23 protein-coding genes are annotated in these 22,713 nt (G+C 36.0%); 7 read left to right on the top strand and 16 right to left on the bottom strand.

What is annotated here, in order from left to right; translation table 11 throughout:
- Positions 1-381 precede the first annotated feature (381 nt).
- From CD03_RS0127925 to CD03_RS35090, 3 genes are all read right to left on the bottom strand, one after another.
- On the bottom strand, positions 382-609 hold the full coding sequence (locus CD03_RS0127925; protein WP_027296445.1) for a LexA family protein: 228 nt from the start codon (positions 607-609) through the stop codon (positions 382-384).
- A 536-nt stretch (positions 610-1,145) separates the two neighbouring features.
- Positions 1,146-1,757, bottom strand: coding sequence for a SprT-like domain-containing protein (locus CD03_RS0127920; RefSeq protein ID WP_156043049.1), 612 nt, complete (start codon positions 1,755-1,757; stop codon positions 1,146-1,148).
- Positions 1,758-1,796: 39 nt separating this feature from the next.
- Positions 1,797-2,021, bottom strand: a complete 225-nt coding sequence (locus CD03_RS35090; RefSeq protein ID WP_044289725.1) for a hypothetical protein — start codon at positions 2,019-2,021, stop codon at positions 1,797-1,799.
- Between the two features lie 156 nt (positions 2,022-2,177).
- Between CD03_RS35090 and CD03_RS36580 the strand changes: the two genes are divergently transcribed.
- The 5 genes from CD03_RS36580 to CD03_RS0127890 all read left to right on the top strand — a co-directional run bounded on the left by CD03_RS36580 (position 2,178) and on the right by CD03_RS0127890 (position 5,387).
- Positions 2,178-2,606 (top strand): helix-turn-helix domain-containing protein, encoded by a 429-nt coding sequence (locus CD03_RS36580; protein WP_052378015.1) that lies wholly within the window; start codon positions 2,178-2,180, stop codon positions 2,604-2,606.
- A gap of 61 nt (positions 2,607-2,667) precedes the next feature.
- A complete protein-coding gene (locus CD03_RS0127905) occupies positions 2,668-3,123 on the top strand; it encodes an ImmA/IrrE family metallo-endopeptidase (protein WP_027296443.1) in 456 nt (151 codons plus the stop codon).
- A 302-nt stretch (positions 3,124-3,425) separates the two neighbouring features.
- On the top strand, positions 3,426-3,998 hold the full coding sequence (locus tag CD03_RS0127900) for a hypothetical protein (protein ID WP_027296442.1): 573 nt from the start codon (positions 3,426-3,428) through the stop codon (positions 3,996-3,998).
- The gene (locus CD03_RS0127895; protein WP_027296441.1) at positions 3,991-4,905 is read left to right on the top strand and encodes a hypothetical protein; all 915 of its coding nucleotides are present in this window, start codon (positions 3,991-3,993) and stop codon (positions 4,903-4,905) included. Before CD03_RS0127900 ends, CD03_RS0127895 begins: the two co-directional genes overlap by 8 nt.
- A 101-nt stretch (positions 4,906-5,006) precedes the next feature.
- Positions 5,007-5,387, top strand: a complete 381-nt coding sequence (locus CD03_RS0127890; protein ID WP_027296440.1) for a hypothetical protein — start codon at positions 5,007-5,009, stop codon at positions 5,385-5,387.
- A 383-nt stretch (positions 5,388-5,770) separates the two neighbouring features.
- Here the strand turns inward: CD03_RS0127890 and CD03_RS0127885 are convergent, their stop codons facing one another.
- The 4 genes from CD03_RS0127885 to CD03_RS38110 all read right to left on the bottom strand — a co-directional run bounded on the left by CD03_RS0127885 (position 5,771) and on the right by CD03_RS38110 (position 9,067).
- Entirely contained in the window at positions 5,771-7,621 is a 1,851-nt protein-coding gene (locus tag CD03_RS0127885; protein WP_027296439.1) for a hypothetical protein, read from the bottom strand.
- On the bottom strand, positions 7,618-7,782 hold the full coding sequence (locus CD03_RS38115; RefSeq protein ID WP_156043048.1) for a hypothetical protein: 165 nt from the start codon (positions 7,780-7,782) through the stop codon (positions 7,618-7,620). Before CD03_RS38115 ends, CD03_RS0127885 begins: the two co-directional genes overlap by 4 nt.
- Positions 7,783-8,264: 482 nt before the next feature.
- Entirely contained in the window at positions 8,265-8,876 is a 612-nt protein-coding gene (locus tag CD03_RS0127875) for a SprT-like domain-containing protein (RefSeq protein ID WP_044289723.1), read from the bottom strand.
- A gap of 29 nt (positions 8,877-8,905) precedes the next feature.
- On the bottom strand, positions 8,906-9,067 hold the full coding sequence (locus tag CD03_RS38110; protein ID WP_156043047.1) for a hypothetical protein: 162 nt from the start codon (positions 9,065-9,067) through the stop codon (positions 8,906-8,908).
- 150 nt (positions 9,068-9,217) lie between these two features.
- Between CD03_RS38110 and CD03_RS0127865 the strand changes: the two genes are divergently transcribed.
- Complete coding sequence (locus CD03_RS0127865) at positions 9,218-9,613, top strand: helix-turn-helix domain-containing protein (protein WP_027296437.1); 396 nt, start codon at positions 9,218-9,220, stop codon at positions 9,611-9,613.
- Between the two features lie 338 nt (positions 9,614-9,951).
- Here CD03_RS0127865 and CD03_RS0127855 read toward each other — a convergent pair whose 3' ends face one another.
- The 3 genes from CD03_RS0127855 to CD03_RS0127845 form a co-directional block, all read right to left on the bottom strand.
- Positions 9,952-12,234, bottom strand: a complete 2,283-nt coding sequence (locus CD03_RS0127855) for a S8 family peptidase (protein WP_027296436.1) — start codon at positions 12,232-12,234, stop codon at positions 9,952-9,954.
- A complete protein-coding gene (locus CD03_RS0127850) occupies positions 12,231-13,364 on the bottom strand; it encodes an AAA family ATPase (protein WP_027296435.1) in 1,134 nt (377 codons plus the stop codon). Before CD03_RS0127850 ends, CD03_RS0127855 begins: the two co-directional genes overlap by 4 nt.
- Before the next feature lie 607 nt (positions 13,365-13,971).
- A complete protein-coding gene (locus CD03_RS0127845) occupies positions 13,972-14,868 on the bottom strand; it encodes an AraC family transcriptional regulator (RefSeq protein ID WP_027296434.1) in 897 nt (298 codons plus the stop codon).
- Between the two features lie 143 nt (positions 14,869-15,011).
- On the opposite strand from CD03_RS0127845, the gene CD03_RS0127840 reads away from it, so the two are divergent.
- A complete protein-coding gene (locus CD03_RS0127840; RefSeq protein ID WP_027296433.1) occupies positions 15,012-15,191 on the top strand; it encodes a hypothetical protein in 180 nt (59 codons plus the stop codon).
- Between the two features lie 79 nt (positions 15,192-15,270).
- Here the strand turns inward: CD03_RS0127840 and CD03_RS0127835 are convergent, their stop codons facing one another.
- From CD03_RS0127835 to CD03_RS0127805, 6 genes are all read right to left on the bottom strand, one after another.
- The gene (locus CD03_RS0127835; protein ID WP_027296432.1) at positions 15,271-16,779 is read right to left on the bottom strand and encodes a sulfatase-like hydrolase/transferase; all 1,509 of its coding nucleotides are present in this window, start codon (positions 16,777-16,779) and stop codon (positions 15,271-15,273) included.
- A gap of 46 nt (positions 16,780-16,825) precedes the next feature.
- A complete protein-coding gene (locus CD03_RS0127830; protein ID WP_027296431.1) occupies positions 16,826-18,193 on the bottom strand; it encodes a sulfatase family protein in 1,368 nt (455 codons plus the stop codon).
- 82 nt (positions 18,194-18,275) lie between these two features.
- Positions 18,276-19,454, bottom strand: a complete 1,179-nt coding sequence (locus CD03_RS0127820) for a glycoside hydrolase family 88 protein (RefSeq protein WP_027296430.1) — start codon at positions 19,452-19,454, stop codon at positions 18,276-18,278.
- Positions 19,455-19,512: 58 nt separating this feature from the next.
- On the bottom strand, positions 19,513-20,340 hold the full coding sequence (locus tag CD03_RS0127815) for a carbohydrate ABC transporter permease (protein ID WP_027296429.1): 828 nt from the start codon (positions 20,338-20,340) through the stop codon (positions 19,513-19,515).
- 13 nt (positions 20,341-20,353) lie between these two features.
- Complete coding sequence (locus tag CD03_RS0127810; protein WP_027296428.1) at positions 20,354-21,253, bottom strand: carbohydrate ABC transporter permease; 900 nt, start codon at positions 21,251-21,253, stop codon at positions 20,354-20,356.
- 105 nt (positions 21,254-21,358) lie between these two features.
- Positions 21,359-22,675: an ABC transporter substrate-binding protein gene (locus CD03_RS0127805; protein ID WP_027296427.1), complete on the bottom strand. Its 1,317-nt coding sequence runs from the start codon at positions 22,673-22,675 to the stop codon at positions 21,359-21,361.
- Positions 22,676-22,713: the final 38 nt, after the last annotated feature.

The following is a 22,713-nucleotide window of genomic DNA, read 5'->3' as shown; positions in this document are numbered from 1 at the left end:
GCTCACCCCTCCTTGTTTACTATATTATACCATTTTCAGCTACATTGTACAGAACATTTTATCCTGTTAATTTGCTTCCCTGCGGGCTATTGATAAAATAAACCGTATTATTTGAACGCTGCGCATATTCCGTTTCTTTAATCAACTATTAGTTTTCATAATGTACAATATTTTATTTCTCAATTCCTTGTACTCTACCTCTAACTGTTTTTGTTTTACAAAATCTTGTTTTTCTTTTAAATATTCCTCCTGCAACTGCATACACAAAGCAGTGTACTTATTCAATAGTTCTTTGTTGTTCATCATCTTCTCCCTAACCAGCTAAAGTTTCATTTTACAAAAGTTATTCCAAAATTTTGATTTTATTGTTTTTTCTCTATTTCATCCAGGTACTCTTAAGACTCTTGGCACCCCTCCATCTGCATCCGTTTCTAAACTCCCACGTTCAAGCATTATTTTAATATGGCAGTAAACGCTGGAAGTGGATCTAAGACCAACACTTTCGCCAATCTCTCTATAGGTTGGAGAATAACCATGTCTTTGAATATAGTCAGTTATGAATGCCAATATGTCCTCCCTTACTTTTTCTCCATGCTGTGATAATCTCATTTTTTTCCTCCTTTATCTATAAATGTATGGATTTGTGGATAACCCACATCACATTATTAATAGTTGCATGGATAAGTTCTTAACTTACCCACACAATTATAAACAATTCCATAAACATGTGAGTTATCCACAAGTCCACACTTACTACGTTGAACTTGTTTGTTATTTTTATCATCCTCCTTTTTCTATCTTATTTACACAACTCCTACCGTTCCCAACCCATATAACTCCTACGTTTCTATGTGGTTAGTTCCCTCTACCTGCTCAGCAGGAAAGATATCTCTCGGGTTGTGCTCATTTAATTTTCAAGGTTCAGAATACATTTTGGGAAATTTATTAAAAGATCTTTCTAAGACTTAATAGATATGCTATAATTAATTTGTTTTGGTGCATATCGGTTTAAATCGTATATGTCTTTCAACACAGGGACTTCCTAGCTGTAACTAGGGAGTCCTTTTTCATGGGTTTTCCCTAACCCGATTGGCAAGGCTGATTTTGAATCCTACGGTCAACATCACCGACCTGCCAGCTAATACTTATTCCTCTTCTTCAAAACTCACCTCACAATCACCACATATGACATGAACTTCTTTCGTTGCCCTGATGATCGTTCCACATACCGGGCAGATATATTTTCTGGTACTTTGCTTTGGCGGCTTTGCTTTTGCTTTAGTGGTCAAATCTCTATAGAGCTGAAACTTTCTATCACCTATTTCATTTATGAATTGCTCTGCCTCTTCGTTTAAGCTTGTCAACGTCCAGCCATATTTTTCATGATGTTCAATAATAAGTCCATGCTGTTCAGCTACTTGTTTGAACTTTTTATTATGATATGTACATCCCCTGCTGGTATCCTGTACATTATTCTGTAAATTCCAAAGATGCACCATTTCATGCAGCAGTGTTGAACAAACTTGTTTAAATTCTCTATTAAGATGTTCCGCACAAATGTTGATCTCATAATATCCATCTGTGTCAGCATCTAAGGCTTTCCATGCTTTCCATGCTGTACACCAACCATAAGCACCTTTCGTAGTATCTGGACTGACTGTAATTACAGGCTTTTGCAATTCCCCATTATAAAATCGGTCATTGAATTTTGAAAATAAACTTTCAAGTTTTTCTATTACTGGTTTTAAACTCTGCATAATCGACATCCTTTCTCCGTTTTTTACGCTTAGTGTCTTTTAAGATACTTCTTCATTAAAAAAAATATTTAGAGTCTCCATATCTGTAAGCTTCAATTCATCAATAATTCCAAGAATCTCACTACGGGTAAACTCAGTTCTATTTTTGATTTTCCTATAATAGGATGTTTTACTTATAAAAATACCACGTTTTCTTAAGTTACTAATTAATAAATCAACCCCACCATAGCAAGCAACCTTTTCTTTAAGAACAATCGCATTCATTTAATCACCTCTCTCTATCAAGTGTCATTTAAGACACTTTAATAATAGCATTGTTTATGTTCTTTGTCAACCCATAAATGACACTTTTTTATAATTTTTGTTGCATAAATGACACTTTTATGTTATTATAAGTTTACTTAGAAAAGAGGAGATATCATGGACAACCGCTTATATAATAGAAGAAAAGAACTTGGATTAACCCTAGAACAAATTGGAAAAGCCTGTGGTGTTGGCAAAAGCACAGTTAGAAAATGGGAAACTGGTCAAATTAATAATATGGGAAGGGATAAAATATTAAAGCTTGCCAAAGCTTTAAAAGTATCTCCACTATATATTTTACAAACAACAAGTGATGAACATATTTTATCTAAATATGAAATGCAACTACTTTCACTAGTAGATAAACTTACCACTATTGGAAAAGATAAAGTATTGGAATATGCTCAAGATCTAACTTCTAATCCAATTTACCAAAATCATCCCAGTATTCTCAATGCCGCCAATGCAAGAACAGACATTGATCCTTCACCTGAAGGACTGGCACATGACAATGCCATCATGAATGATGATAGCGAATGGGAATAATACTTTCTCAACTGAACTTACACTAAATAAAATGAACTCATAAAGATGGGAGTGATATTTATTGACTTATGAAAAATTACTGATTGAAGCTGATACAGAAGAGCTGATTGTAAAAGAAAAACCATTAATTAATTGTAATGGTCTTATTAAAGGCAAACGAATTGCAATCCGAAAAAATATTCCTACTATTCAAAAATCTTGTGTTCTTGCCGAAGAATTGGGACATTATCATACTACCTATGGTAACATCTTAGATCAAACGAAAACAGCAAACCATAAGCAAGAATTAAAAGCCAGATTTTGGGCTTATAACAAACAAATTGGATTAATGGGCATTATTAAATCCTTTAAATATGGTTGTAAAAACCGATATGAAATAGCAAAGTATTTGGATGTAACTGAACAATTTTTATCTGATGCTTTAATTGCCTATAAATCTAAATATGGTATTCGAGTCATAATAGACAATTATGCTATATATTTTGAGCCTTCTCTAGCTGTCTTTAAATCAATTTAATAATATAAATTTTCATGCAAAACGTCAAAAGACAGGATGAAATCACCTGTCTTTTTCATTTACTTATACTTCATTAATAGACGAAGATCCGACGTATTTTTACTAATAATCAACCATACAATTCTTCAAAGAGAAGATATAGAAGAACTTCTGGAAGAGACTGGTCTGCTATTTGGGGTCTTAAAAATAAAAAACTGGTTATCCAACCCATTTTCCGCGTCGTCTGTCAGAAAATCAACACAAAAGAGTAAAAATGTGTATAATGAAAAAAGATAAACTATTTGAAAAGGCGGGAATAAAATATGAAATTAAGTGAAACCGAGTTTTGGTTATGTGCATTTTATTTCGGGTATACGGAAATTCCTGGCATAGCGGCTATAGAAATTAATCAACAAAACATAGACCGTGAAAAGATACGCAGGCATTTATCCGATCAAAAGGTAATGGAACTGGAAAATGAAACATATGCATTTACTCCATTGGGGCACCATATTTTCCACACAATAGGAGACACAGATGCATATATGCGAATAGAAGGAAAAGCAAGAAAACGAAGGATCTATATAAAAAACCAAAATTATATTTGCATCGATCAAAAGGAGGGACAGGTTAAAATTTACTTACTGCCGTCACTTCCACTGGTAATTGGGGCGTATGCAGATGCTCTGGAAGAACCGGAAGTCGAACTGGAAGGGAAAGTAGGCCAGGAAGAAATAAAATTGCAAATTGTATGTTCAAAAGAGGGAAGAGTGGTATACAAGAAATGCGGCAAGACAGAATCCCATAAGGAATATGAAAAAGCAAACTGTGTGAATGATGTTACATTATGGCTATTAAGCAGTCTTGGGAAGAAGTGGGGGCGTATAAATGGATAAGGAATTCAGCATTGAGCCGAAAAGAACACTAGAAAATGCCAGTTCATTGGAGAAGATGTCAAAAGAGATAAAGGTGCTGGCGGAGCAGATCAATGACTGTAGAAGAGGGTTGAAAGGGTCTTCCAGAAGTTATGCTTCAGTTAATCAGAAATTAAATGAACTATATCAGAAAGTTTTGCGAGAAGCATCCCAAATGAATAGCTTCCAGGAAGCACTGGAAAGTATCGTTCAGTTGTATACAGATTGTGAAGAGCGGATTTGTGATGAAGGTGCAAAGGTAGGCGCAGATAAACCCCAATTATCCGCAGATGCAAAAGGAACAGATAAGCGTGGATTTTGGAAACAACTTTGGGATTTCATATTTGGAGAGGATAAAGATAAAGCCTATACTGCAACTACAGATGAACAACAGCAGGCGGCGGATCAAGAAATGCAGAAGCGTATCAATGAATTATTAGCTTCTGATACTTACTCAGAGGAGGCATGGAAAAACGCAACGCCAGAAGAACGACAGGAATTATTAAAAAACTATATGAATGAAATTGAAGGTGTTCTTGGTATAAATGTAAAAGATGAGGTAAACTTTTTTTATGAGAAACCGAAAGATGGAATGATAACCAATGGTTATTACACAGATTCTAAAAACAGGGTAAGTATCAATTCATATATTATAGATACTTATACGCCTGAAAAATCATATTTTCTTTTTACTACAATAACGCATGAGATGCGTCATGCATACCAGCATGCAGCAGTAGACCATCCTACAGATTATCAGGTAGATAAAGATACGATTAATAGCTGGAAAGATAACTTTAAAAATTATATATCTTCTGATGACGGCTATGAGAATTATAGAAATCAACCGGTGGAAAGTGATGCAAGGGAATTTGCAGGACAGAAATAGACGGAATTATATGAAAAAATAAAGTTAATATTGCTCTTTGTATTCATATGCACTGTTTATACAGATACAAGGAACATAAGAAACAAAAATCGGAGGGCCGTATGAAAAAAGTAAAGTTAATGCTGCTATTTGCAGTCATATGCACCTGCTTATGCGGATGCAAAGAACAACAGAACCAGCAGCCAGAAACTGTAGAAGAAGGAGAACATGAGATGTCTTATACAAAAGAAAGTGTAGAATTGGTAACGAACGCATTATCCTGTCAGCAAAAAGATGCAGAATCTATTTTAGGAAGCCTTGAAATGCAGAATATAGGAAATCTTACCGAAGCAAACGCATTAGAGGCTTCTGAAGGTTATAAATTGCAGGTTAAGGATGAATTGGACAATACATATATACTGCATATTGATAAAAAATATCACCTTTATGCTATTCAGGAAGACAATACCCAGGGAAAATATATTTATATGGAAGTGGAATAAAAATAATATACGTTTATGACAGTCAGAATGGACTAAGTCTTATATCTTAGCATGGCAGGCAGCCTAAGAGCTGACCTGTCATATTTAATTTCAAGAAAATCCAATAATTTACAGATTACTTGAGTAGTTTCAAATGACAATAAATGTGCTCAATATTGCAGCAAAAGGCCGCAGGTGCATAGAAATTTTTTAATACCTCCCACATTATACACGGAACATATGTATGTATTACGTAAGTCAGTAAATAGCAAAAATATACAAACAAAAAATAGCCACTATGTAAGCGACTATCTTTATTTATAATGTCAGATCACCCTTATACTATTATATTTGAAAACTCCTTGCAGAGCTTATTGACCATACCTTGACACTTCTATCATAATTTATTCTTTATTTATAACATCTTTCTTTTTTATTCGGTAATATTCCAATAGCTGCAAAATGTCTTTATCATTGACTTTATCCTCAAAATCAGAAAAATTATTACTTTCAATTATTTCTTTTGCATCCGCCAGCTGCTCAAGAGACAAACTTTGAAAGCAATTCCACCATTCATCAACTATACCATTTGCCTCAAAATAAAATCGATAAATAATCATTGCCTCCGGCATATAAAGTAATTTAACAAATTCCTCTTCATTCTCTCCAAACGCCTTACAAAAAAATGAATAACCTTTCCCCACTTTTCCCTTTGTAGAATTAAGCACTGCCTGAATTGTTCTTATAAACTTACGATTCCAATAAACTCCAATATAGTCTCGATTGCTAAAATACTTAGGTTCTTCTATGGGATGATACTTCATTGGAAATGAGTAAATACTTACCCCAAGATCTTCACATAAATTAACATTTAATTTTAGGCGTCTATATAGTTCAATCGGCCTATCTTCAAAATTGTAGAGAACATAATTTGATAAATATTGGTGCCCATGTTTTACGGCAGTTCTAACCGCTCTCTCATAAATATCATGAAGTTTCCAATGGTCGAATGCAATTCTCACTGGACGAACAGCAATTTCAAATAACTTTTCCATATTTTCATCCGTAATCAATCTGGCATCTATACCCTGATTAAAATCAACATATCTTCTAAGGGCTTTCTTTTTGTACATCTGTTCAAAATATGGTTTAACTACCTCATAAGTTTCAAGTATTGCCTCTTTTTTAGCAGTGGATTCTTCCAATAAATATTTACTCTCTAACAAGTCATAAATAAATTGGATTTTACTTCCGTATTTTTGAATTAATGTTTGATACTCTTTAACAAGAGCTTTTATATAGCCCCTATCGTTATATCCATCTTTTAAATTTTTGATTGCTATTTCAAAGAAATTAGACGGTGTATATAGACTATCTCTGGAAAACCCCGCCTCTTTGATTTCATCAACAATTCGATTGAAATGACATGATGCCAATACATTATTATCCAATAACAACAAATCCTTCTTACCACCAAATCTCTGGTCTGTAGCCCTAAGCTGTTCTGCTATTGGCATATAATTTTTATAATCTGGTTCTAGTTTAGGCACAGCACAAAACTTACATTGATTAACACATCCTCTAGTTGTATATGCCAAATAACCATTGTTAGCAGGATAAACATAATCAATTTCTTCCAAAATAGAGTAATCTAACGGAAGCGTATCGATAACCATATCATTCCCATTGTCTAAAACCCCTGGCATACTAAGCGTTCCGACGTATGGCTTAATACCTGTATCCGCTTCTACCCTATCTGGCAAAATGGATGCCATTACGCCTCCAACCATTACATCTTTTTCTTTTTTACACAGTCTTTTTGCAAAATTAATTGTATCTATTGTAATATCCCAATAAAAGGTAAAAAGTGTAGTTATCCCTACACGGTCATACATTCTATTTTCCTGTTTAAAGTACTCCTTATTGTAAAAATATTTTCTATAATATTTTAGTAACTCAACAATAATAGGATTTTCACTGGAACAAGGAATTCTTTCAAATGATTCTTTATATCCTTTCTTCAAATATGTACAAATGTCAGGCTTATAGCTCTCCCAAAATATACTTGGATTATTAGCATATAGTTGCTTTACCAACGCTTCATAGGTATTATTTAATACTAGTTCTTTTAAGTCTCCTTTAAAAAAAGTAACATCATCACCAAGCCTTTTGTAATATGTTGCTATCTTCATCAAACCCATAGGAGGGTATTTATTCTTATAATTCGGCTCAATTAGTAAAATTTTTCTTCTCATTTTCCAAGCTCTTCCTGTATTTTCACAACAACCATTTCTGCCATATCTTTGGGTAACATCATCTTTATTATTGAATATATTTTGGCAATCAACTTCTTAGGATCCCATTCTTTTTCCTCCCTTTCTTTAAAAGTATGGATTTGTGAATAACCAACATTCAATTAATAACAGCTGCATGGATAAGTTTTAACTTGCCCATACAGTTACCACCAATTCCATAAACATGTGGGTCATCCACAAGTCCACACTTACTACGTTGAACTTGTTTGTTATATTTATCATCCTCCTTTTTCTATCTTATTTACACAACTCCTACCGTTCCCAACCCATATAACTCCTACGTTTCTATGTGGTCAGTTCCCTCTACCTGCTCAGCAGGAAAGATATCTCTCGGGTTGTGCTCATTAAATTTTCAAGGTTCAGAAAACATTTTGGAAAATTTATTAAAAGATCTTTCTAAGACTTAATAGATATGCTATAATTAATTTGTTTTGGTGCATATCGGTTTAAATCGTATATGTCTTTCAACACAGGGACTTCCTAGCTGTAACTAGGGAGTCCTTTTTCATGGGTTTTCCCTAACCCGATTGGCAAGGCTGATTTTGAATCCTACGGTCAACATCACCGACCTGCCAGCTAATACTTATTCCCCTTCTTCGAAACTCACCTCACAATCACCACATATGACATGAACTTCTTTCGTTGCCCTGATGATCGTTCCACATACCGGGCAGATATATTTTCTGGTACTTTGCTTTGGTGGCTTTGCTTTGGCTTTTGTGGTCATATCTCTATAAAGCTGAAACTTTCTATCGCCTATTTCATTTATAAATTGCTCTGCCTTTTCATTTAAGCTTGTCAGCGTCCAGCCATATTTTTCATGATGTTCAATAATAAGTCCATGCTGTTCAGCTACTTGTTTGAACTTTTTATTATGATATGTACAGCCCCTACTGGTATCCTGTACATTATTCTGTAAGTTCCAAAGATGCACCATTTCATGAAGCAGTGTAGAACATACTTGTTTAAATTCTCTATTAAGATGTTCTGCACAAATGTTGATCTCATAATATCCATCTGTGTCAGCGTCTAAGGCTTTCCATGCTTTCCATGCTGTACACCAGCCATAAGCACCTTTCGTAGTATCTGGACTAACTGTAATAACAGGCTTTTGCAATTGCCCGTCATATAAGCTGTCATTAAATTTAGAAAATAAACTTTCAAGTTTTTCGATTACTGGCTTCAAACTTTGCATAGTTAACATCCTTTCTTTTTAATCATCTATTACACTGCTTCCCTCTTCTCGTGATGTTCTTTCAATTTTTGATATATTAATAATGTATCTACGCTATTTTGTAACAGATATAAACCTTTCGCATCCAACGATTCTATTTTTTCTACAAATTCTTTAATTTGCTCTTTTTTTTCTGGTTCTAAATCTGACATATCAATCACACCCTCGCTTCCTTGTTCTGTATGTATTTATTATATGACACAAACAGAACTTTGTCAATACATTATTCCACTTTTGATTTTTTTTTATTTACAAACAGAACCGAATGAACTATAATTAATATTAAGAAAGAGAGGTATAAAATGAATGCAAATGAAAGAGTCAAGTATTTGAGAACTACTTTAAATATCAATCAAGAGCAACTTGGTAAAGCTATCGGCATTTCTAAGTCTGGGATTTCCGCTATTGAAAATGGCACACGTAATGTTACTGAAAAACATATAAAATTAATTGCTAATGCCTATAATATTAATGAAGAATGGTTACGCAACGGAACAGGTGAAATGTTCGAACAACTTACTGAACAAGAAAAAGTCATGAAATATACTGCATATTTACTTAAGGATACCGAATCATCAATTGCAGAGTCTATTAAAAATTTAATTGTTACTTACCAACAATTAGATGATACAAGCAAAGAAGTATTAGAAAAAATCATTGACACGTATGTTGAGAAAATAAAAAAAGACCAGTCCTGATAAAACTGGTCTTTTTTTTATAAATAATATTTTATAAATATCTTAATGTAATTTAATTGGCTTACCGAAGCATATAATAATAGGTTTAATATTTCTTTGATTAATTTTTCTTTTTGTTCTTTATCCGATTTATCCATAAGCATATCTCCCCAGATTATCATTTATAGTTTCTGCGAAATTCCCTTTTTCTATAATCTGAATATTCATGCATATATTATACGCCAAACATATGTTTGTGTAAATTTTTTCCTATTTTAATATTTTCTTCTACCACTTTTCTATTCGTTATACTCATATTTTTTGGAATTTGTAGTACATTTTTATTTTAACAAAAAATCCTACTGCCGTTGTCGGATCTGTTGTCTAGTTTCAAGATTATTGGTAATATATCCCTTTTCCCTTAATCCATTTACTACTTCTGAATAAATATCATTTCCATCTGGATCTTTGATAGTCACTATAAGTACAAATTCCTGTGGTGCAATAATAAGTCCATTTCTAGGACTCATATCAATACGAATTTTCCAACCATCCCCGGCATCTATACCTTGTTTACCTATTTTTCGATAATATGACTTAATTGGGCTCCATTTAAAACCATTTATCACCCTGGACTTTTCATATTTTTCATCCCAAGCGTTTTCAAGTGGAACACATCCCTTGAATTTTATCTTTTTATCTTCATCATACTTGTATATACCAAAACTTGTATCAATATTAACTCTACAATATTCCCTTCCATATCTTTCATCTAAGAGCGGATTATACGCTAACGTCATTCCTATCTCACCATGACATTTCCCATCATAAATTAGAGTTTTAGGATATGGAAAATCAAACATTTCTAAATGTGAACCTTGTGTAACTTTCTGTTTAAATACTAATGTCACTTCATCCTCACTACATTGTAGAATATCTTGTACCTTAACTGACGGAACTCCAAAACCATAATACTTAATGTTATTCTGATTCTTTTCCAATAACTCTCTTGAATTCATTCTGGCAGAATGTATTAACATAGCTTTTGCAAGTAAAAGATCTTTTTCTATCATCTCATCATATATAGATGCGTATTTTTGAACAATTCTAGGCGTTGAATAACTGGTTCCATTTCCTTCGATTATCTTACCTTGATTATCCAATCCTTTCATCCCAACCCCTTTAATTTCTAAAGTGCGCAATAGATTACCTCCATAATCTACTACATCAGGCTTTACTATATAATTTGCGCCAGGACCTCTTCTACTAAATGGAGATGGTTCATTTTTACGAACAATTGAGTCTGCTGCTTCAAATAAAGCTACGGAACCAACCGTTATCGCTCTTACAGAATCTGCTGGAGATATAATCCTATCACGTTCCCCCATACTTGTTTGCACTGGCCACTCTCGTAACGGTAATTGACTAAGATTTCCGCTAGATACGAATATCTGAACACTATATTTATCTTGTATGTAATCCAAAAAAATACCCAAGTCTGACATACTACCATCACAAACCTTGTTTTCAATACCTAATGATAAATTCCAAATTTTTGTTGTTACAGAATATTTATCCATAACATCCTCTATAATCTCCATTAATTCTTCCTCGCCAATCGAATCAACTGGTCCAAAATTTTTATCGCCATTAGGTATAGCAATTATATCCACAAATTTGAATCTAGGAAATTCTGTTGTATCAACACAGTTCAATTTATTTCCATATTGAATGGTTGAGGCTATAAATGTAGCATGACTAGGATTTTGATATACAGGATTTACATATTCTTCTTTTGCAACTATATAAGGCTTTAAAAACATATTATCTTCACTAATACCACCATCAATAATACCAATTTGTAACATACTATCAGAAAATTCACCATCCAAATATGCGTTTAAATCCGTATTGTTATTTTCTGCTAATGGAAGGGAGTACTCTTGAAAAAAATCTACAGATTTCACTCCGTTAATTGCTGCAATTTTTTCTATTTCTTCAAATGTATTTACTTCAACTTTTATATATCTTATTTTTTCTCCGTAGCATATCATTTCATTGCGTTTGGACAATCCATACTGTGATAGCTTATCTGATATATACCCTAAAATTTGATTATTATCAAATTCATTATCAAAATCAAAAAGCTTTAATTTTATTTTCTTTTTAACTTTATCGAACTCTCCTTGTTCTTGCATTTGTACTAAACTACATGAGATTTTCTCTTGTGCTCGAACAGGTTCAATATCTGTAATAGTTGTAAGATTAGCACGAAACTTCTGAGACGGAGGATTTTGAATTAATTCAATAGTTTCTGTAATAGTTTTTTTATTAACTTTTATGTAAATTTCATCTAGATCTTCACTTCCAATAATTGGACAATTACGGCACAAATCATTCGGTTTATGTGATTTGGCGATTGCTTCAGGTTTTACTGTAACTTTACCCACAGCGGGTATTAATTCATTTTCAGCAAAAATATCAGAGTAATATTCTAATAAATCCTCAAATTTTCCTGCAATTTCGTTTTGCAATTCTGGTGTAACATCTCCGAAATATTTTATACCACCACCATTATTATTTTTTTGTGTGTCAGTAGCTTTTTGCAACACAACTTTAATTGGCAAATTTTTCTCACTCATAATTCATCTTCTCCCTTAACTAATTTTGATATTGTGGTCTTAGAACTTCCTAAAATATCAGCAATAATTTGCAGACTAAATATTTTTTCACTACATTTTCTAAGAAATTTAGCCTTTATTTGTAATAATTTTTTTTCATTAATACAATTTTGTGGAATAATATTTTTATAAACAAAAAGTTCCTCATAAATATTATTTTTGGAAAATTCATTCTCATGAATTACAGAATTTCTTAAAGCCTTTTTTACAATTTCTTCAACGTTAGCACCACTAAGCCCTAAAAATGCAGTTGCTAACTCTCTTTTTTCTTTATCTGAAAAAATCCCAACACCATTTGTAAATAGGCTAATCATTTTTTCAATTGCTTCAAGATCTGGCAATTCTATTTCTAGTTTGTAATCAAATCTTCTCCAGACAGCAGTATCGAGTAATTTTTCATGGTTTGTAGCAGCCAATAGCAAGCTATCCCTACTCATGGAATCTACATTTTGAAGAAGGCTATTTACAACTCTCTTTAATTCACCCAATTCATTATTATCATCTCTGGCCTTAGCAATAGCATCAAACTCATCTAAGAAAAGAACACAAGGCATTTTTTGTGCAAATTCAAATAATGTACGAATATTTTTTGCAGTTGTTCCTAGGTAGGAAGAAATAAGACTATCTAATCTAGCTATTACCAAAGGCAAATTTAACTCTCTAGCAATGAGATAAGCACATTTTGTTTTACCACAACCTGGTGGTCCATAAAGTAAAAGGGTATTAGACACTCCGATGCCTAAAGAATTCAATTTATCCGCATTTCTATAGCTTAAAATAAATGAATTTAATTTTTCAGCATTGCTTTTCGACAGAATAACATTATATTTATTATTATCTGGATAAATGATATCTGCTAATTCAGTTCTTGATTCAGAGTCAACAGGCATTGATATATCCTTTTTCATTCCCATTGCCGATAACGTAGATTCACTATGTGCGCTTAAAATTTTATTAAATTTATTTGCAGCTCTTGATTCGTCATCTAAGGTTAATTTTTCAATTAACTGTTTTGTATAATTAAGAACTTTAGTTTGGTCATGCTTCAATGCCCCTTCTACTATCTTACCTATCTCAATCGAATAATTCATTTAATTCACCTCCATATGTATTATACAGGAACGATCTCCAATTGTAAAGAACGATATTTATATTTTTGTACATTTTTTGTTGTTTTACAGGCACGAATATATTATTATTCGGAACGATCATTATTTTTTCAAATTATTCTGTGCAATAAATCTAACTTATATAAATTAATAATTACTTAAAACTGAACTTACAATTTTGACGTAATTCCTCATATCTAATAGTATATAGCAAACATATGTTCGCGTCAAGTAGTCCACATACATAACATATAATAATATATTTATTATTAAAGAGCAAAAAAATAGCCACTAATCAAGCGGCTATCTTTATTAAATACTTATTTATTATAAATTTCATCATATCAAGACTTTATCATAATTTGTCGTAAAACTGTCGTAAACTTAACTAGTACATCTTTTCTAATACTTTGAAACCTTACTATTTCAGGCATTTATTGCATTTTTTATTTACACCCTGCCCCGAAGAATTTCCTTGTTAAGTTTTATTTATTATAACTCAATACAGGGCAATAATCAAGTGCTTTTTGGAGTGTTGATGAAAACAAGTGTGTTCAAATCATACGGATTGCTGTAGTCAATTTTTCGATTAATTTTTAATGAAATCATCTAAGCTAAATTTCTTCCTGTACTCTCCCGGAGTTATTCCGCAATTCTTTTTAAAAATCATTCCAAAATAAGCTCCATTTGAAAACCCTGTCTGCAGCGCAATATCAATAACAGACAAATCAGTGGTTTTTAAGAGCTTTTCAGCCATTTCAATTCGGTAATCCATCAGATAGGCAAATGGCGTTTTATGAATGCTGATTTGAAAACAACGAAGGCATTCTCTTTTACTGACTGAAGCAGATGAGGCTATGTCCTCTAAGGATATTTTATTCTGGTAATTTTGTTGTATGTAAGACATCATGGATTGTATCCTCTCCTGACTGTATTGTTTCGCAGGCAAGTCCATACGTTCCAGGTTTTGAATTTCATCCAGCAAAAGAATCCATATATCTGAGAAGAGATTTCTTGTCTGAAATTCTGAATTCTCTTTTTTTTGCAGGTAGGAAACTTTTCTTAGTTTTGCCAAAATGTCATGCTGCCTGGTATTTTCTCCCCGTATTGCTAAAATCTCCAGCTTTTTGTTCTGCAGGACGGGATATACATATTTTGTTTCAAAGACACTTTTAAAATGCCCGCTTAAAAAAACCGAATGAAATAAATGCGAATCTATAATCCCTGGCTGTCCATTGTTTACGTTCTCCATTGTACATAAGACATTTGCATTTATAAAAAAGGCTTCATTTTTTTGAAAATAATAGCTTTTACCGGTGGTATTCAGTTTTATACTACCATTTATCACATAAACAAACTCTAATTCTTCATGCCAATGCCATGGGACTTTTGTATCACCTAAATTTACGTGATGTAACACATACGGATATTCTGAGTTAATTCCTTCTATTGCCTCAAGTTGATTTTCTTTAATTTTTATTCGCATATCAATCACCATTCTTATATTAAATATCAATTATTGGCTATATTTTTATATATTTTGTCTTAATTTCTATATTTATAATACAAAATTACAAATATAATTATATTATAAAAGACTGTCAAAGTAAAGAGAAAGGGGTTGATGTTTTGTATTCTGAAACATATAAAAAGCTGAAAATATATGCAGCCAGCCACCCTGGTGCATTGGAGTCCGTCACCAAAAAAGACCTTGATACGATTCAGTTGGAGGAAAGCAATGTAAATCAGAATGATTATATTGATGGGACTGTTCTTTTTACTAACCCGAATAAAGCTCTGGGTTTTTGAAAAAATTATAAATCAGGCAGATAAATAATTTAAGGCGCAGGCTGCGAAAGATCTGACCTTTCCCAGCCTGCGCCTGCTTTTAATCTGCAAACTTTGCATCCGATTCTCCCTTGACTCTTACTGCCTTCTGTATCGGCAATCCAGTTCCATAATCCAGCTGACGAGGTTCGTATTCTTCGTTTTCACGCTGTCTGGTCATTTTTCTGCTGTCCCAGGTCTGGTACGTGGTATCCGGATTCCAGTGTCTGTTTTCCCAGTAATACCCTCTGAAAGGATCTCTGGTCTCATACATTTTATCCAGAATAGCACTGTGAAGCCGCCTTTTGTCCATATCGAAATCCGGATTATTTATTTCGTTATTCATTTCCTGGGGATCAAGTTCTAAGTCGTAGAACTCATCCGTATCCATGAGATTAATCACAAGTTTGTAGCGTCCATCATAAGCGGCACGCACTGGCTGATAGCCTCCGAAGCCGTCATGGTCTACTTCATATCTGCCAAACTCCATGAAGATATAATCATTGACTCTCATGCCGTCATTTGATAATTCCGGCAAAATACTGCTTCCTTCAAACATCTTTGTTTTTGGAACACCCATGATATCAAAGATTGTGGGCGCCAGGTTAATGTGTGAGACAGGATTCTGGTTTTTTCCTTTTCCAAATCCCTTAATTAACAAGGGGATATGCGTTATTTCTTCGTACATAGCAGGTCCTTTTCCGGTGAGGGAATGGCTGTACATCATATCCCCATGATCAGACGTGTATATGATGATACTGTCTTGGGCATATTCCTTGACGGCATCCAGTACACGCCCGATTTCAAAATCTACAAATGTATTGCATCCCAGAAACTCTTTGGGACGGAGATGAAAATCGGCTTTTTCAGCTTTGCCGTATTCATCCCCCGCCCAGATTCTATGGTGGGCGGGTTTGTTCTCCAGGTTGTCATACATATTCTTTTTCTTTGGTATTTCGTAATCTTTATACAGGTCCGTATATTTTTGTGGACACAAATGCGGTCCGTGAGGTTCATCATAGGATACTACCAGGAAATAATCTTCTTCCTGATGATTTTTCAGGAAATCGACTGCCCTGTCTGTGCAGCGGTGCCCGTATGTAAATTCTTCTTTAATATTGTATTTTTCGATACTTTCCACCTGCCTGGAAATATATCGTTCCTCTTCTGTAAGTTCTTCTAAATAGCAGCGCATATCATACCAATACGCTTCATCCCATCCGTCCGGGCAGACACCAAGCCCGAAGTAATCGCCTCCATCCAAATGCCACTTTCCAATATATGCGCTGTGTATCCCCTGATCTGTCAGGCGTTTCCCAATATTCTGAACATTGTCCGATAATCCCATACAATTGGACCACCCTGCGCAGGAGTGAGGATAACTTCCGGTAAATATAGCTGACCGCGCCGGCTGGCACACCGGCTGGGTGGTATATGCTTTTTCAAAAAGCATTCCTTCAGCAGCCAGGCTGTCCAGGTTGGGCGTATGCATGGCAGAATTGCCATAGCATCCCAGCATATCTGTCCTTTGGGTATCTGTCATAATTAAGATTACTTTTTTATGTTTCATGATCCTCACTCCTTTGCTTTTTGGCACATTTATTGATATCTTTACTTTACCACAAAAACGGGTCCTTTGTTATATTTAAATAGCGTCTCAACTGTTCCTGAAAATATTCCAGCATCTCTTTTTCTATTTCATTTTCTGAAACAGGATGCATTTGAAAGGGGTCTTTTTCATTGTCATATAAAAACACTTCTTTGGAATCTCCCGGCATATATCCATTGTTGCGCACATAGGTGTAGCGTTTTGTCCGGATTCCCCTCCATCCATAGCATTTATGGTTAATTCCCGCTTTTTCGAAAGCATGCACCAGTTCAGGCATTCCCGGATAGGAACATAAAAATGCCTGTTCAGGTGCCCCAGTTGTTTGACCGCAGATGTCCTTTGCATGATTATATCCCTGGCAGGTTTCCGGTACTTCTATATCCAGCAAGCCCAGCAGCGTAGGCATATGATCCGGACTTGCAAATATTTCCCCGTACTCTCCTGCCGGAATATTTCCTTTTTGCCGCATCAGAAGCGGTATGCTGACGGCTTCTTCATACCAGATATTCTTGCTCATTCTTCCATGGGATCCCAGCATTTCCCCATGGTCAGCGGATAATACCAGCAGGGTATCTTCTTCCATGTTATTTTCTTTTAAAAATGCTAATATTCTTCCAAACTGATCATCAATTCCGGTAACTGCGGCATAATACTGTCTGGTGATATTTTCAAGCTCCCTTGTACGCTTTTCCAAAGGCACATTTTCCCGAAAGTTTATGGGCATATTCCGGTATTGGTTCAAATATTTCTCCGGTACCAGTTCATAGGGCAGATGCGGCGGATTATAGGATAAAAACAATGCAAAAGGCTGATCCTGGGCAGCGTGACTCTGCAAATAGGAAAGCGCCTGGTCTGTTTCGAATTCCGGTGACCATTTTCCAGGTCTTATCAACTGTCCGCTGTTATCCCAATAGTGTGGATCCAGATGGTTGTCATCTGCCCCATAGGACAGCCAGAAGTCAAATCCCTGTCTGCGTTCCCCCGGAGGCGTATACGCATCCCAGTCTTTTGCCCCGGAATCCGGATGCAGCTTAAAATTCATTTCCGATGCATCCAAATGCCATTTTCCAATATATCCCGTCTGATAACCGGCTTCTTTTAATACATTTCCAATACATATTTCCTGGGGCTTTAGCATCAGTACTTCACTCAGTCCCGTTTTGCAATTCGTCCACATCCCGGTACAGAAGGGATATTTTCCCGTCATTAAAGATGCCCTGTGAGGCGAACATAAAGGAAAGGTGCTTACTGCATTGGAACATACCACACTTTCTTTAGCAAATGCATCGATATGCGGAGTGCACACAGCGTCTTCATTTTGAAAACCCGCTGCATGAGACCGCCACTGGTCTGCAAATATATAAATCAAATTCATAGTTCTTCCTCCTGCATATCGCAGGCCTGCCTGCGATACTGCCTTAATAATAGTCCGGTTAATGAATTTCCGGTACCTGCTCCTACCAATATGGATTCCAGTCTCCGCTTTTTCTTCTGAGGGCTTCCAGATAAAAATAGTCCCCCCAGGTATTGCATTCATCCACACCTCTGTTTTTGCAGGTATTTTCATTGGAACTTCTGGCATAGGTTCCATGAAGCAGCAGTCCGTTAGACTGTCGGATACTCACAACGCTGCATCTTTCTATCAGGGCACACAATATTTTGTCTGCCACCATGCAGTATTTCTCTGCTTCTTCTTTTTCCAGATAATCAGCCATTTCATAAATGCCGCAGACGGCAATTGCTGCTGCAGAAGAATCTCTGGGCTCCAGGCTTCCCGTATCAAAATCAAAGTCCCAGTATGGTATAAGGTCCTGGGGCAGATGCTCCAGAAAATAGTCTGTAACACTTCGGAATATCTCTAAATAAGATTCTTTTTTCCGGTAACGACAGCTCAGCGCCACACCATAAATTCCCCATGCCTGCCCTCTTGCCCATGCAGAATTATGGCGGTTTCCCTGATGGGTTACCCCATATGCCGGTTCCCCGGTTTCCGGATTTATAAAATAAGTATGGTAGGTGGAGTGATCCTTTCGCAAAATGCATTTCATTGCTGTCTCCATGTGCTTTTCGGCTTTTTGCGCATAATGTTCTTTTCCGGATACTTCTGTTGCCCAGTATAACAGCGGCAGATTTAAAAGGCAGTCTATGATCAGCCTGTAATTGTCCTTATCACCTACATTTCCCCAGGCCTGTAAAAATTCTCCTGTTTCCCGGTAGCGTGATGCCAGGTGGTCTGCTGCTAAAAGCGCAGCACGTTTTCCTTCTTCGTTTCCGCATATTTTATTTGCCGCCACGCAGGACAGGCTGTACAGAAATCCCATATCATGGTAATTTACATCAATCTTTTCTTCTATTCTGTGCAGAAAGCTTCTGACCTGTATTTCTGCTGCTTTTTTTAAAGCAGGATCTTTGGTAAACTCGTATGCCAGCCAGATTTCCCCGGTCCAAAACCCTGTGGTCCACTCAACATTTTCCGTCTGCTCGTAAAAACCGTGATATGTATTAGGCGATTGAAAATGATCGGTAAAATCCGTCAGGTTTCCTTTTATAATGGATACTGCATTTTCTACTGCAGTGGTAAGCTGCTCCTTTGTAACGCTTTTATAATTTTGTAATGCTTCGAATGTCTGCGCCATAGTTACCTCCTCTATCTATTTTTTTCCTTCTCCACTATTTCATTCATTCTCTGCTATTTTATCCTTTGATACCGCTTGCCGCCACTCCTTCTACGAAGAATTTCTGGCAGAAAATAAAGATGATTACCACCGGAATCAGTGCACATACGGATGCTGCCATTATTAAGGCATAATCTGCTGCATACTGTGATATAAACATACGGATACCAAGCTGGATCGTCTTCAGTTCTGTACTGTTTAAATAAATCAATGGCCCCATAAAGTCATTCCATACATTGACAAAGGTAAAAATAACCAGCGTTGCGATACCCGGTTTTGCCAATGGAAGACAGATTCTGGCAAATATGCGGTATTCCCCCAATCCGTCGATTCTGGCAGCCTCTGATAATTCTCTTGGGATACTCATATAAAACTGACGCATCAGAAATACCCCGAATGCAGAAAATGCCTGCAGCATAATCAATCCCACATGTGTGTTATTCAGCCCCATTTTTGACATTAAGGTAAACTGGGGAACCATGTATACCTGCCACGGAACAGCTATGGTGGTCACATAAATTAAAAATAAAACATCTCTTCCCTTAAATTCCATTTTCGCAAAGCCATATGCCGCAAAACAGCTGGTTGCCAACTGAATTAACGTGGTAATGACCGTCAGCTTGATGGAGTTTTTAAAGAATGTCAGCAGAGGTATTTTATCCCATATCTGCCTGTAGTTTTCCCATTGAAAACTTTCCGGAATCCACTTCATCGGTATGCTGAAGACATCTTTATTTAACTTTACGGAAGAAATCAGCATCCAGTAAAAAGGAATAATCATAATCACTGCTAGTAGAGTGAGTCCTGCATAAACTGCTATTTTTTTCTTATTACTTTGATTCTCCATCTTACTTCCTCCTCTACATATAGCTGGTGAACTTCTTTTCACCTCTGAACTGAACCAGAGTTACAACCAGAACAATCGCAAACAGTATAATTGCACTGGAACTGGCATATCCGAACTTAAACTCTACAAACGCCGCATTATAGATATGGTTTACCAGTACATTCGTCGACCTGCCCGGCCCGCCCTGAGTCATTACATATATTAGGTCAAATACTTTAAAGCACTGGATCGTAAGCATCATTACTACGAAAAATGTGGTAGGCTTCAGCATCGGAATGGTGATATAACGAAGCTTTTTCCAACCCGTAGCGCCATCCAGGCTGGCTGCTTCGTACATTTCCTTTGATATTCCCTGCAGCGCCGCCAGATATACAATCATGTAATATCCCATGTATTTCCATATACTGACAATAATAATTGCCGGAAGTGCCCACACGGTAGATGCTACCCATCTTGGCGGGTTTGTAAGTCCGATTACTTTCAGCATTTCATTTATTGGACCGAAATCAGGTTGAAAAAGCATGTTCCATACCGCTCCTACCGCTACTAAAGATGCGATATACGGGAAGAAGAATGCGGTTCTGAATATCACAATTCCCTTTATTTTACTATTTAAAAGCACCGCAATTAAAAGGGCCGCCGCTACGGTTAACGGCACCGTTCCGATAGCATAGAGTACGGTGTTTTTCAATGATATTAAAAAGGTGCTGTCCGATAAAAGTCTTGAAAAATTCTCTAATCCAACAAACTTCATCGGAGAAGCCGACCCGTCCCATTCCATCACACTCAGTACAAAAGAAAAGCACACAGGTATGAAAATAAAAATAAAATAGCCGATAAAATTAGGTAAAATAAAAGAATATCCTACCAGATTATTCTTAATTTTGCGCTTTTGTTTCATTGTTAATTGCATCTTTTTTCCCCCTTTTCCCAAAAAAGTTTCAAAATATAAGGGCTCTCTGAAAACAGGGGATTTCCCGGTATTCAGATGCCCTTTCCATATTTGGTTGTTATTTGTTTATTTATTATTTTCCTTCACTTCTTTTACGCGCTCTGCCATATGTGCCAGTCCGGTATCCACATCCTGCTCACCGATCATGATCAGATCATGTTCTTCTTCAATGGCTTTACGGATTGCTTCGATATTTTTATCCAGGGGGCGGTCAAAGACCATGCCTTTTAACGTAAGTGCATCCTTACAGTCTTTTGGAAATCCATCTGTGGATACCAGTTTATCCATAATTGCATCATTCTGAACTGCAGTAAGCATTCCATTTTCCGCTAGTTTTTCCGCTGTCTGACCGCTTGTGGCACATTTTACAAACTCCCATGCCAGATCAGGCTCATCGGTTTTTGCATTGATTGCAATTGGAGTAACAGCACCCACGGAATTTCCTGCTTCTACATCCTTTGGATGTGGTATGGTGGCAAATCCCCAGTTAAAATTTGTCTCTCCTGATTTCTGTGCCTGAATCATGTTGGCTATAAACCAGGTTCCCATGGGCATCATCGCACACTGCTGCTGCTGGAAGACGCTGGTATAGTGCAGGTTGCCGGTCTTAAGGGTCGCATAATTCTGAATAACTCCCTCATCCTGCATACGAAGAGCCTGCTCGTAATATGGTTTTAAGAAAGAATAGTCATCCGCAACCAGAGTATGTTTTCCATCCTGTAATGCCCAGTTACAAACCAGCCCCATCCATATATGGTTATGGGTTCCGAATACTTTCTCACTTCCTTCTCCGCTAGTCATATTCCCTGCCAGATCTTCGTATTCATCCCAGGTCATATCATTGGATGGATAAGGAACACCTGCTTTGTCAAAGAGATCTTTATTATAAAATAAAACATACCAGTCTGAGCGATAAGGAAGTGTATAATAACTGCCGTCAATCTGAAGTTTCTCCGCCGTATTATTATAAATTGACATGTCCAGGTTATCTTTCTTGATATATTCATCCAGATTTAGGATTTGTCCCTTAGCCTGCATGGACAACTGGGAGCCCATATCTTTTACAAAGATTATATCCGGGTCAGCATCCCCGCTTGCCAGCATTACGGTCAGCTTGTTGTTATATTCATTTGCAGCAGTATCTATAATTTCCACTTCTACATCCGGGTATTTCTCCTGAAATGTTTCCACGGCAAGCCGAAACTGGGGTGAGATGTCGTTATCCCAGGTGGTAACCGTTAACTTTTTCTTTGTCCCCTCTTTGGCGTTTTCACTTGCTGTTTTTTCGTTGGATGTATCTGCCGCCTTATTGCCGCATCCGGTAAATGCAGTCACTGCTATCGCAGATGCCAGAACTACTGCTGCTGCCTTTTTGAATCTCATACTAGAAACCTCCCTTTCTTATGGATAATGTTTAACTC

It is taken from the genome of Robinsoniella sp. KNHs210 (genome assembly GCF_000686105.1).
In the GTDB taxonomy this organism is placed as follows: Bacteria; Bacillota; Clostridia; order Lachnospirales; family Lachnospiraceae; genus Robinsoniella; species Robinsoniella peoriensis.
This window is presented reverse-complemented; position numbering and strand designations above follow the sequence as displayed.